The 12012-nt window shown below is 60.9% G+C and carries 10 protein-coding genes; all 10 read left to right on the forward strand.

The genetic code is table 11. The features are described 5' to 3' along the window. Nucleotide 1 precedes the first annotated feature (1 nt). The 10 genes from murC to HCR76_RS07595 all read left to right on the forward strand — a co-directional run bounded on the left by murC (nucleotide 2) and on the right by HCR76_RS07595 (nucleotide 11998). Nucleotides 2-1408 (forward strand): UDP-N-acetylmuramate--L-alanine ligase, encoded by a 1407-nt coding sequence (gene murC, locus HCR76_RS07550; protein WP_166989670.1) that lies wholly within the window; start codon nucleotides 2-4, stop codon nucleotides 1406-1408. Further along, entirely contained in the window at nucleotides 1405-2367 is a 963-nt protein-coding gene (locus HCR76_RS07555; protein ID WP_166989672.1) for a cell division protein FtsQ/DivIB, read from the forward strand. The genes murC and HCR76_RS07555 overlap by 4 nt, the downstream gene beginning before the upstream one ends. Before the next feature lie 158 nt (nucleotides 2368-2525). Continuing rightward, a complete protein-coding gene (gene ftsZ / locus HCR76_RS07560) occupies nucleotides 2526-3722 on the forward strand; it encodes a cell division protein FtsZ (protein WP_166989674.1) in 1197 nt (398 codons plus the stop codon). 156 nt (nucleotides 3723-3878) lie between these two features. Further along, on the forward strand, nucleotides 3879-4367 hold the full coding sequence (locus HCR76_RS07565; RefSeq protein ID WP_166989676.1) for a cell division protein SepF: 489 nt from the start codon (nucleotides 3879-3881) through the stop codon (nucleotides 4365-4367). 7 nt (nucleotides 4368-4374) lie between these two features. Next, nucleotides 4375-4671: a YggT family protein gene (locus tag HCR76_RS07570; protein ID WP_268920977.1), complete on the forward strand. Its 297-nt coding sequence runs from the start codon at nucleotides 4375-4377 to the stop codon at nucleotides 4669-4671. Between the two features lie 164 nt (nucleotides 4672-4835). Then, entirely contained in the window at nucleotides 4836-5498 is a 663-nt protein-coding gene (locus HCR76_RS07575) for a DivIVA domain-containing protein (protein ID WP_166989678.1), read from the forward strand. A 3-nt stretch (nucleotides 5499-5501) separates the two neighbouring features. Continuing rightward, on the forward strand, nucleotides 5502-6155 hold the full coding sequence (gene lspA / locus HCR76_RS07580; protein ID WP_235934043.1) for a signal peptidase II: 654 nt from the start codon (nucleotides 5502-5504) through the stop codon (nucleotides 6153-6155). After that, nucleotides 6155-7075, forward strand: a complete 921-nt coding sequence (locus HCR76_RS07585) for an RluA family pseudouridine synthase (protein WP_166989680.1) — start codon at nucleotides 6155-6157, stop codon at nucleotides 7073-7075. The genes lspA and HCR76_RS07585 overlap by 1 nt, the downstream gene beginning before the upstream one ends. Nucleotides 7076-7108: 33 nt before the next feature. Next, the gene (gene dnaE, locus HCR76_RS07590; protein WP_166989682.1) at nucleotides 7109-10630 is read left to right on the forward strand and encodes a DNA polymerase III subunit alpha; all 3522 of its coding nucleotides are present in this window, start codon (nucleotides 7109-7111) and stop codon (nucleotides 10628-10630) included. Between the two features lie 42 nt (nucleotides 10631-10672). Continuing rightward, nucleotides 10673-11998 (forward strand): hypothetical protein, encoded by a 1326-nt coding sequence (locus tag HCR76_RS07595; protein ID WP_166989684.1) that lies wholly within the window; start codon nucleotides 10673-10675, stop codon nucleotides 11996-11998. Nucleotides 11999-12012 lie beyond the last annotated feature (14 nt).

Here is a 12012-nt window from a genome sequence, read left to right on the forward strand (position 1 = left end):
AGTGATCAAGCCAGATCTCACCGCACCCGTACCCGAGAACATCCGGTCCGTTCACTTCGTGGGCATTGGAGGGTCAGGGATGAGCGGGATAGCGCGGTTGTTTCTAGCCCGGGGGAGTGCCGTCTCAGGGTCCGATCGCGGCGAATCCACTAATGTCGAGCAATTGCGCGCGCTCGGCGCCACCGTACACATCGGGCACGACGCGACGCACCTCGGCGCAGTCGACGCCGTCGTGGTGACGAGTGCGCTCTGGCCAGAGAATCCGGAGCTCGTTGCTGCCCACGAGCGAGGGATTCCGGTTCTGCACCGTTCGCAGGCTCTTGCGTGGCTCGTCGCCGACTCGCGGCTCGTCTCTGTCGCCGGCGCCCACGGCAAGACCACATCCACGGGCATGATCGTGACAGGACTTCTGGGTCTCGGAGCAGATCCCAGCTTTGTCAATGGTGGCGTCATCGAGTCCCTCGGGGTCAGCTCGGCACCAGGACGGGACAACCTCTTCGTCGTGGAAGCTGACGAATCCGACGGTTCGTTCCTGTTCTACAACACGGCTGTCGCGCTGATCACCAACGTTGATCCCGACCACCTCGATCACTATGGGTCGCTCGAAAATTTCGTTTCCGCGTTCGTCGAATTTGCCGACAGAGCAAGCGAGGTCGTCGTCATCTCGGCAGATGACGCAGGTGCGCGTGATGTTCGATCACGACTCTCGCACCACAACGTCGTCACGTTCGGACAGTCGCCGCAGGCAGACGTTCGCGTCACGGAGGTCAGCGAGAACGGCCCATTGACGTTCACAATCGAGTACAGGGGTGTTCGCTACCCGGCATCCTTATCCGTTCCCGGCCTCCACAACGCGATCAACGCGGCGGGCGCATTCGCTGTTCTCGCAGGGCTCGGGTGGGACCCGGCTAGCGTCATCGACGCCGTGAGCGGGTTTGGCGGCACGAAACGCCGATTTGAGCTTCACCAGGTCGTCGGCGGCATCAGCGTGTACGACGACTACGCCCACCACCCAACTGAGGTCGCGGCGGCGCTCACAGCGGCTCGCAGCGTCGTCGGCGACGGACGGATCATCGCGGTGCACCAACCGCATCTTTACAGCCGTACGCAAGCTTTTGCCGGCGAGTTCGCTGAGACACTCGAGACCTATGCCGATCACACGATCGTTCTTGACGTGTGCGGCGCTCGGGAAGATCCGATCCCCGGCGTGACTGGGGCACTCGTGTCTGAACGCTTTCACGACCCGTCGCACGTTGACTACGTTCCCGACTGGAGTCGAGCGGCCGAGCGCACAGCAGAGATCGCCAGAGACGGCGACTTCGTCGTCACACTCGGCTGCGGTGACGTCTACCTGATCATTCCGCAGCTGCTGTCGTCTCTCAAACGCGTGCGCGGGCAGGACGCGTGAAACGACCGGGCGGGTTCACTCCTCCGCAGAGGCCGGACGAGGAGAAAACTCCAGCCGAAGACGAACCGGCACCGGTATCGTTCCTCGGCCGTTTTCGGGGGCGAGACGCCGAGCCTGCCGACGCAGACGGCGCGGTCGCCGAGTCCGCACATGACAATGCCGCCGGAACGGATGCCGTGGACGCCGGAACTCGCGGCACATGGTCGCTTCGGAAAGCCGTACGTGAAAGAAAGCGCGTCGAGCGGTCCGAGGTTCGTCGGTTTACCGCGAGGCAGCGACGCCGTCGCAGAAACACGTGGATTTCTCTCTGCGCAATACTCGTAGTCGCCATTGGCGCCGTGGCCACGGCGTATTCGCCGGTTATGGCGGTGCGCACGATTACCGTCGAGGGTGCGACGCTCGTGAACAGCGACGGCATCGTCACTGACCTCCAATCTCAGATCGGCACCCCGCTTCCTCTCGTCGACCAGCGAGCGATCAAGGCCTCGCTCGTGAAGTATCCGTTGATCCAGAGCTATACGGTCGAAGCAGTGCCCCCGTCAACCCTCATTGTTCGGCTCGTCGAGCGAGAGCCACTCGGCCTCGTGGACTCGGGCACGGGGTTTGCGCTCGTCGATGCTGCCGGTGTGACGCTTCGTACATCGGAGAAGCGGATCGATGGCTTTCCGATCATTGACACGGATGCAGACCCTGAAAGCCGTGGTTTCCAAGCGGCAGTTGCCGTGCTGCGTGCGCTGCCAGACGAGGTTCGCGCGGCAGTCGACACCGTGTCAGCAACCACTCGGGATGACGTCGTTCTCGTTTTTGCCGACAGCGGAGCGGAAGTACGTTGGGGAAGCGCCGAGGACTCCGCGTTGAAAGCCCGAGCTCTCACAGAGCTCATGAGCGCATACCCTCCAGACAATGTCTCGCTGTATGACGTGTCGAGCGCTGAGAACGTCGTTGTCAAACCACGCTGATCTTCGGATTTCCTGAATTCGGACGTCGGCTCTGCGACACGCCCGCGTGTCAGCGGAGGATGCTGACCGTGCGCGCATAACGTGAAACTCAGGAAATGCATACTGAGCATAACTTTAACCCTTAACTAGAGGTTGAAAGTTCTCATCGGAGGCCGGACGTGACTACAAACCAGAACTACCTCGCAGTGATCAAGGTGGTCGGCATCGGGGGCGGCGGCGTCAATGCCGTCAACCGGATGATCGAACTCGGGCTGCGAGGCGTTGAATTCATCGCCATTAACACTGATGCACAAGCGCTGCTCATGAGCGACGCGGACGTCAAGCTCGACGTGGGACGCGAGATCACTCGAGGGCTCGGCGCGGGCGCCGATCCCGAGGTTGGTCGTCGCGCAGCCGAAGATCACGCTGAAGAGATCGAGGAGGCGCTTGCGGGCGCCGACATGGTCTTTGTGACCGCGGGCGAGGGCGGCGGCACCGGAACCGGTGGAGCTCCCGTCGTTGCGCGCATCGCGAAGTCGATCGGCGCACTCACGATCGGTGTCGTCACGAAGCCATTTGGCTTTGAAGGGCGCCGTCGTCAGCAGCAGGCAGAGCTCGGCGTAGCCTCGCTGAAAGAAGAGGTCGACACACTCATCGTGGTGCCGAACGACCGGCTTCTTGAGATCAGCGACCGCGGAATCAGCATGCTCGAAGCGTTCTCGACGGCAGACCAAGTGCTCCTCGCCGGTGTGCAGGGAATCACCGACCTGATCACGACGCCAGGGCTCATCAATCTCGACTTCGCCGACGTCAAGTCAGTGATGCAGGGTGCAGGGTCAGCTCTCATGGGCATCGGCTCGTCCCGCGGTGCCGATCGGTCGATCAAGGCGGCAGAACTCGCCGTCGCAAGCCCGCTTCTCGAGGCGAGCATCGAAGGGGCACACGGCGTGTTGCTCTCTATTCAAGGTGGATCGAATCTCGGAATCTTCGAGATTAATGATGCGGCCCGGCTCGTGCAGGAGGCGGTGCACCCTGAAGCCAACATCATCTTCGGTGCGGTTATCGACGACACGCTCGGCGACGAGGTACGCGTCACGGTGATTGCCGCCGGGTTCGACGGAGGGGAGCCTCCCGCCCGTCAGGTCGAACCGATGAAGGATGCCGTCATTACGACAGGCGGCGTCATGTCGTCGACCGCAGAGTCCGACGCAGACGATGCCGACAATGCACTGTCGGCCGATGCGGCTCCAGAGCCTGAGCCCGAGCGCAAACCATGGACGCCACCGCGTGCTCCGCAGCACATTCCGGCAACCACGTCAGCGGATGCGTCGTTCTCAGACGAAGACGAACTCGACATTCCCGATTTCCTCAAGTAGTCGTCAGCACCCTCCGAGCATGCGCCCGGATCCGCATCGCGGATTCGGGCGCATGTGTGTTTCTGCGACACGCTCACGAATTGCCCGGTTCAATCATCGAAAACCGGCACCTTGACCATTAACCTCAGAAGAGACGAACCACAATCGGAGGAAGCGATGTCGAACCCCCTGAAGAAGACCATGATGTACCTCGGGCTCGCTGACGAAGAGCTTGAGTACGAGGAGCAGGCTCAGTCGCAGCAGAACGCTCCCGCACAGTCTGCGCAGGCCACGGCTTCGGCGCAGCCCTCGACACCGCACCGCGCCGCGCCGGTGACGCCTTTGCGTCGCCCCGCAGCAGTGAAGCAGGCGGCTCCCTCTGAGCTCAGCGAAATTCTGACGGTTCACCCGAAGCAGTACCGAGACGCACAGTCAATTGCTGAAAGCTTCCGCGAGGGCATCCCCGTGATCATCAACTTGTCTCAGATGAGCGACGGCGATGCTCGTCGGCTCATCGACTTCGCAAGCGGGCTCTCGCAGGGACTTTACGGCAAGATCGAGCGCGTGACATCGAAGGTCTTCCTTCTCTCGCCGTCGCACGTTTCCATCTCGGGCGAAAGCGATCAGAAGACCGAGTCAGACGCCACCTTCTTTGCTCAGCAATAATTGACGGGTGAGTTCCGTCATTTCTCTGATCGGCAGCATCCTTTATCTGGTGCTGCTCCTGTACTTTTTCGTGATGTGGGGTCGCTTCATACTTGACCTCATGCGCACGTTCAATCGCGCGTGGCGACCTCGAGGGGCGGGGCTCGTCGCCGCCGAGGTCGTGTATTCGCTCACAGATCCGCCCGTGAACTTCTTCCGACGAGTGCTGCCTCCGCTTCGCGTGGGAGCCGTTGCCCTCGACTTCGGGTGGACCATCACAATGCTCTGCGTGATCGTGGCGATGTTCATCGTCGGATTCCTGTAGACGAGCCGACTTTCAGACTCTCCGAATAGAGTGTCCATTGATACAGCGATTGTGGCTGTAATCTGGGACAAGCGTCACGCGTCGTGCGTCCCGGCAATTTGCCGTTGTGTTTGCTAACGTGGGCACGCTATACATGAACACAGAACACATGAAGGTGGTTAGCCATGGCGCTCACTCCGGAAGACGTAGTCAATAAGCAGTTTCAGCAGACAAAGTTTCGCGAGGGGTACGACCAGGACGAGGTCGACGATTTCCTTGACGAGGTCGTTGTCGAGCTGCGCCGCCTGATCCAGGAGAATCAAGATCTCAAGGAGCAGGCCTCGAAGGCTGATTCAAGCTCGAGCTCGTCCAGCCAGAGCGATTCTTCGACGGGGTTCGTCGCGAAGCAGCCCGCAGAGGCTGCACCCGTCGCGACCCCTGTGCCCGCAGCACCAGCAGCGAAGACCGCAGAGTCAGAGACGCCGGCGCAGGCGACCGCCGAGTCGACGGACGGCGACTCCGAAAGCTCGAACAGCCTCCTTGTGCTTGCCCGTCGTCTGCACGACGAGCACGTGCGTGAGGGATCAGAAAAGCGCGACCAGCTCATTGCAGAGGGCCACGCCACGGCCGCTCGCGTCGTTGCCGAGGCTGAGGCGAAGCAGCGCGAAGAGTTGTCGAAGCTCGAGACTGCCAAGTCCGGTCTCGAGAAGAAGATCGACGAGCTTCGTCAGTTCGAGAGCGAATACCGCCAGAACCTGCGCAGCTACATCGAGGGTCACCTCAAGGATCTCGACAAGGCAAGCCCGTCAAACGACTCGTCAAAGCTCTCCGAGTCGACGAGCCACTAGGTCTTGCCCGAATCACCTTCTCGCACAGCCATGGTCCGCGCGCTCAGCGTGCTTGTGACCGTGGCTGTGCTGTGGGTGGGCTTTGACCAGTTCACCAAATACCTCGTTGTCACCAACCTGCATGAGAATGAACGCGTCGCCGTATTCGGCGACGTTCTTCAGTTCGTCTTCGTGCGCAACTCCGGTGCGGCCTTCTCCTTTGCTTCCGGCGCGACGTGGATCTTTTCGCTTCTCGCCACCGGAGTGGTCATTGCGATCATCGTGATGGCACGCCGCATCCGTTCTGTTCGTTGGGGTCTTGTGATTGGGCTTCTGCTGGGCGGTGTTCTCGGCAATCTTCTCGACCGGTATTTTCGCGAGCCATCATTTGGTCTTGGCCATGTCGTCGACTTCATCTCCACACCATGGATGATCCCGGCAATTTATAACGTTGCGGACATCGGTATTTGCGTGGCGATGGCGCTGTTCATTCTCCTCACTGTTCTCGGAGTTGGCCTTGACGGCCGCCGCGCGACCAAACTGAAGGCCGAGTCGGAAACGTCCGATACGGAAGCGACCGAAGGCGAGGGCGGCCTCGCCAGCGAAGGCACAGCCCCAGACGTCGCAGCATCCAGCGATGTCGAAGACGAGAACTCGAGCCCGCAGAAGGGCAGCTGATGGAGTCGCGGAGCCTGCCGGTTCCCGACGGCCTTGTAGGGACGAGAGCGGATGCTGGCATCGCGAAGCTTCTCGGCTTTTCGCGTTCCTTTGCCGCTGACGTCATCGACGCGGGCGGAGTGGAACTCGACGGGCGAGTGCTGCAGAAGTCCGATCGACTTGCCGCTGAGGCCTGGCTGACTGTGTCGTGGACACCCCGCCACGAGCCCGTGATTGAGGCGATCGCCGTTGATGATCTTGCAATTGTGCACGATGACGACGACATCGTTGTTGTGAACAAGCCGACGGGCGTCGCCGCGCACCCCTCTGTGGGGTGGACCGGTCCGACAGTGCTCGGGGCACTCGCGGCGGCCGGCTACACGATCGCGACGTCCGGGCAAACAGAACGAGCGGGTATCGTGCACCGCCTCGACGTCGGAACAAGCGGACTGATGGTTGTGGCGAAAACCGAACGCGCATACACAGCACTCAAACGCGCTTTTCATGACCGAGAAGTCGAGAAGATCTACAACGCCGTCGTGCAAGGACATCCCGACCCATTCACCGGAACTATCGAGGCGCCCATCGGCCGACATCCAAAGCACGACTGGAAGTTTGCCGTCACGGCTGGCGGCAAACCGTCGATCACGCACTATTCGACACGTGAGGCGTTTCCCTACGCCAGCCTGCTCGAGGTGCGTCTCGAGACGGGACGCACGCATCAGATTCGGGTACACATGGCTGCGATGAAGCATCCTTGTGTCGGGGATCCTCTCTACGGCTCAGATCCGCGACTGGCTGAGAGGCTCGGCCTCACCCGGCAATGGCTGCAAGCGGTGCAGCTCTCTTTCTCGCACCCCGCGACAGGGGAGTGGGTTACGTACTCGGCCGACTACGCGCCCGACTTGCAGCATGCGCTCGATGTCCTCGGCCGGGATTAGTCTGGAAGCATATCGTCGTCGTCGCTCGGAGTAATGGTGTCCTCAACTGACTCGTTCGTCCATCTACACGTACATAGCGAGTTTTCCATGCTCGATGGGGCCGCTCGCATCAATGAAGTGGTCAAGGCCGCTGCCGAACAAGAGATGCCGGCTCTGGCTGTAACCGACCACGGAAATATGTTCGGCGCATTCGATTTTTGGAGTGCCGCGACGTCTGCGGGCATCAAACCGATCATCGGCACTGAGGCGTACATCACGCCCGGAACGCATCGCAGCGACCGCACGCGTGTGCGCTGGGGTGATGGCGGCAGAGACGATGTCTCTGGGTCGGGCGCTTACACGCACATGACAATGCTCGCCGAGACGACCGAGGGAATGCACAACCTCTTCCGGCTGTCGTCCCGTGCCTCGATCGAGGGCTACTATTTCAAGCCGCGCATGGACCGCGAAACGCTGTCGCAGTACTCGAAGGGGATCATCGCCACAACCGGATGCCCCAGCGGCGAGGTGCAGACGCGATTGCGGCTGGGGCAGTACAAAGAGGCTCGAGAAGCCGCCGCCGACTTCCGCGATATCTTCGGGCACGAGAATTACTACTGCGAGCTGATGGATCACGGCATCGGTATCGAGAAGCGTGTCGCGTCCGAGCTGCTCGACCTCGCGAAAGACCTCGGTCTGAAGCTCGTCGCGACGAATGACCTGCATTACACGCACGCGTCAGACGCGAAGAGCCACTCGGCTCTGCTGTGCGTGCAGTCGGGAGCAACACTCGACGACCCCAACCGATTTAAGTTCGACGCCGACGAGTTTTACCTGAAATCGGCGGAAGAGATGCGCCTGCTCTTTCGGGACCATCCGGATGCCTGTGACAACACACTTGAGATCGCTGAGCGTTGCGCTGTCGATTTCGATACGACGGCGAACTACATGCCGCGCTTCCCCGTTCCCGAGGGTGAGACCGAGCAGACGTGGTTCGTCAAAGAAATCGAGAAGGGCCTTGACTACCGGTACCCGAGCGGAGTCCCTGAGTCCGTGCGGGAGCGCGCTGACTACGAAATCGGGATCATCTCCCAGATGGGCTTTCCGGGCTACTTCCTTGTGGTCGCCGACTTCATCAACTGGTCGAAAGACAATGGCATCCGCGTCGGCCCCGGTCGCGGGTCTGGCGCCGGCTCGATGGCGGCGTATGCAATGCGCATCACCGACCTCGACCCGCTCGAGCATGGGCTGATCTTCGAGCGCTTCCTCAACCCCGACCGCGTGTCCATGCCCGACTTCGACGTCGACTTCGATGATCGTCGCCGCGGCGAGGTGATCAAGTACGTCACCGAGAAATACGGAGACGAGCGTGTGTCGCAGATTGTCACCTTCGGAACGATCAAAGCGAAGCAAGCGCTCAAGGACTCCTCTCGGGTGCTTGGTTTTCCTTTCGGAATGGGTGAGAAGCTTACAAAGGCAATGCCGCCGCCTGTTATGGGCAAAGACATTCCGCTTACGGGAATCTTCGACAAGGAGCATCCGCGTTATCGCGAGGCATCCGATATTCGTTCTGTCGTCGAGACCGACCCCGACGCCAAGACCGTTTTCGATACAGCACTCGGCATCGAGAATCTGAAGCGTCAGTGGGGCGTTCACGCGGCGGGCGTGATTATGTCGAGCGATCCGCTCCTTGACATCATCCCCGTCATGAAGCGCGAACAAGACGGCCAAATTGTCACGCAGTTCGACTACCCGGCTTGCGAGAGCCTTGGCCTGATCAAGATGGACTTTCTTGGTCTTCGCAACCTCACGGTGATCTCGGATGCACTCGCAAATATCACGATGAACCGCCAGGAGACTCTTGACCTCGAGACGCTCGACCTGGACGACCGTCCGTCGTACGATCTTCTCGCCCGGGGCGACACCCTTGGTGTGTTCCAGCTTGATGGCGGGCCCATGCGCAGTCTTCTGCGCTTGATGAAGCCCGACAACTTCGAAGACGTTTCGGCTGTGATCGCGCTGTACCGTCCCGGTCCGATGGGTGCCGACTCGCACACGAACTATGCATTGCGCAAGAACGGCTTGCAGAAAATCACACCGATCCACCCCGAGCTCGCCGAGCCACTCGCCGATATTCTCGACACTACATACGGTCTGATCATCTACCAAGAGCAGGTCATGGCCATCGCGCAGAAAGTCGCCGGGTTCTCGCTCGGCCAAGCAGACATCTTGCGGCGAGCGATGGGGAAAAAGAAGAAGTCAGAACTCGACAAACAGTATGTCGGCTTTAGCGGAGGCATGAAGGAACGCGGCTATTCGGATGCTGCGATCAAAGCGCTGTGGGACATTCTGCTTCCGTTCTCTGACTACGCCTTCAATAAGGCGCACTCCGCAGCGTACGGCGTCATCGCTTACTGGACGGCGTATCTGAAAGCCCACTACCCGGCCGAGTACATGGCTGCGCTGCTCACGAGCGTCGGCGATTCGCGCGACAAACTGGCGATGTATTTGAACGAGTGCCGGCGTATGGGAATTCAGGTTCTTCCCCCCGATGTTGATGAGTCGATCAACTTCTTCGCAGCCGTTGGGGAAGATATTCGCTTCGGTCTCGGTGCCGTGCGCAATGTGGGCGGCAACGTCGTCGACGGTATCGTCGCGGCGCGCGAGAAAGACGGACGCTTTGAGAACTTTCACGACTTTCTCCGGAAAGTTCCCGCGCATGTGACGAACAAGCGGACGGTTGAATCACTGATCAAGGCGGGTGCCTTCGACGAGATGGGCGCGACGCGCCGCGCACTCGTCGAGATACACGAGGATGCCGTGGAATCTGCTGTGCGCGACAAGCGCATGGAAGCGACGGGGCAAGTGGGCTTCGACTTTGACAGTCTCTTTGCGGAGGTCGGCGAGACCGTGGAGACTCAGGTTCCCGACAGACCGGAGTGGTCGAAGAAAGACAAACTCGCCTTCGAGCGCGAAATGCTCGGGCTGTACGTCTCGGATCACCCCCTCGCCGGCCTTGAAGTGCAGCTCGCCAAACTCGCCAGCACTTCCATCACCGACTTGACAACGTCGGAGCACACGCAAGATGGCGATACCGTGACGATCGCTGGTCTCGTGACCAGCGTGCAGCATCGCGTAGCGAAGACATCGGGCAATCCGTACGGCATGATCACGGTGGAGGACTTCGGAGCCGAGATGACCGTGATGTTCATGGGCAAGGGGTACCAGGAGTATCAGCATGCCCTGCAGGCCGACACGATTGTGGTCGTGCGAGGGCGTGTCAGCATGCGAGACGACGGAATGAATCTTCACGCCTACTCGATCTTCGCTCCCGATCTACAGCAAGATGGACCGTCTGGTCCACTGTTGCTCAACGTGCCGGAGCATCGAGCGACGGAAGAAGCGGTCACAGAACTTGCTGAGATCCTCGGACGACACCGGGGTGACAACGAAGTGCGCGTTCGGCTTCTTCGTGGGGACGTTGCCCGAGTTTTTGAGGTGCCGTTTCCGGTCACGGTAACGGCCGACCTGTTCGGCGAACTCAAATCGCTTCTCGGGCCGAATTGTCTCGGCTAGGATTGCCGCGCCGTTCAAAACGATGATGTGGAGAAATACGCTATGACGAACCCGCAGCCTCCTTCTGGCTGGAACGTGCCTCAGAACCCAGCCGGCGCACCCCACCAGGGGGCACCCGTTCCACCCGCTCAATACGGATCACCGCAACGGCCCCAGGGCTACCAGGCGCCTAATGGATATCCTGGCGCTCAGCCTCAACGGTCGCCACAGGAGAGCATCGTTGTCGGGCCGTTCACGCTGCGCGAGCTCATCATCTTCATTTCAGCGTTTCTTCTGCTGGTCTGCACCTTCCTCCCAGTTATGTCGGACGACATCGGGGGAGGGACGAGCCTATGGAGTTTGATGTGGCCGCTCGCGGTTTCGGGGGCTCTGCTTCCGATCGCTGCAGCCGTGCTCGTGCTCATCCGACGTCTCGCTCCCACGGTGAAACTGCGCGTCGGTTCTCTTTCAGCGGATCAGTTCGCCTCGGTGATCGCGATTGTCGCAGCATCCACGTATCTCGGCGTCGTGGCTCTCGTGCTGTCGATCGGAGCATCCCTCGGTGATGCGGGATTTTACTCAGTGTCGCTGAGCTTCGGGCCTCTGCTCGGCATTCTTCTCTCGCTTGTCCTCGTGGCCGTGACGACATTTGCCACGTTCATTCCGCCTTTCGCCGCGGACTTTCGTGGACGTGAGAGTGCGGAAGCTCACATCACTGCACGACCCGCTCAACCGATCGTGCGTGCGCCTCGACCTGCTCCCATTCCCGGGTATGGGCCGCCCGTGCCGCAGAGCGCCCCGAACGGCTATGGGCAGCCTGGCCAGCCCTACGCGCCTGCGGGACAACAGGCCCCGCCCAATACATCGTTTGCGCCGACACCGTACGGAGCACCGCAGGGTACGAGCTCGTTTGCCCGCCCGACAGAACCCGAAACCGCACCATCGCAACCGGCGACTCGGTCGGAGCCGGTGACGGAAAGCACTCAAATCCGGCCAGCGGAACCGGCGGTCAGCGAGCCCGCTGAGACGACGAGCGATGATGTGTCGACATCGTCGGTTATGGCTGGCACGGACAACCAGGTTGAATCGACTCCGGAGCCGGAGCCGGAGCCGGAGCCGGAGCCGGAGCCGGAGCCCGCATCCGAGGCCGAGCCCATTAGCGCGTCTGCGCATGTCAACGGCTCTGACAATCAGATCTCATCGCCGTTCTGGGTCTGGTCGCCACACCCACGCCCGATCGTCGACGAGGCCAGCGGCGCTCCCATCTTCGAGATCGGTCCTGACGCATGGGCTCTCGCCGTGGAAGATCGTGGGGCGGCGCTCGTCATTCGCCATGATGACGGACGTGTCGGCGTCTTGAACGATGTCGAGGGGCTGACGCGAGGCTGATCAACGCTCGACCG

The organism is Paramicrobacterium chengjingii, assembly GCF_011751765.2.
In the GTDB taxonomy this organism is placed as follows: domain Bacteria; phylum Actinomycetota; class Actinomycetes; order Actinomycetales; family Microbacteriaceae; genus Paramicrobacterium; species Paramicrobacterium chengjingii.

Excerpts from the sequence above, each read along its gene's own strand:
- HCR76_RS07565 (WP_166989676.1), top strand. The coding sequence starts at position 3,879 with ATGTCGAACCCCCTGAAGAAGACCATGATGTACCTCGGGCTCGCTGAC.
- HCR76_RS07575 (WP_166989678.1), top strand. The coding sequence starts at position 4,836 with ATGGCGCTCACTCCGGAAGACGTAGTCAATAAGCAGTTTCAGCAGACA.
- HCR76_RS07585 (WP_166989680.1), top strand. The coding sequence starts at position 6,155 with ATGGAGTCGCGGAGCCTGCCGGTTCCCGACGGCCTTGTAGGGACGAGA.
- dnaE (WP_166989682.1), top strand. The coding sequence starts at position 7,109 with ATGGTGTCCTCAACTGACTCGTTCGTCCATCTACACGTACATAGCGAG.
- HCR76_RS07595 (WP_166989684.1), top strand. The coding sequence starts at position 10,673 with ATGACGAACCCGCAGCCTCCTTCTGGCTGGAACGTGCCTCAGAACCCA.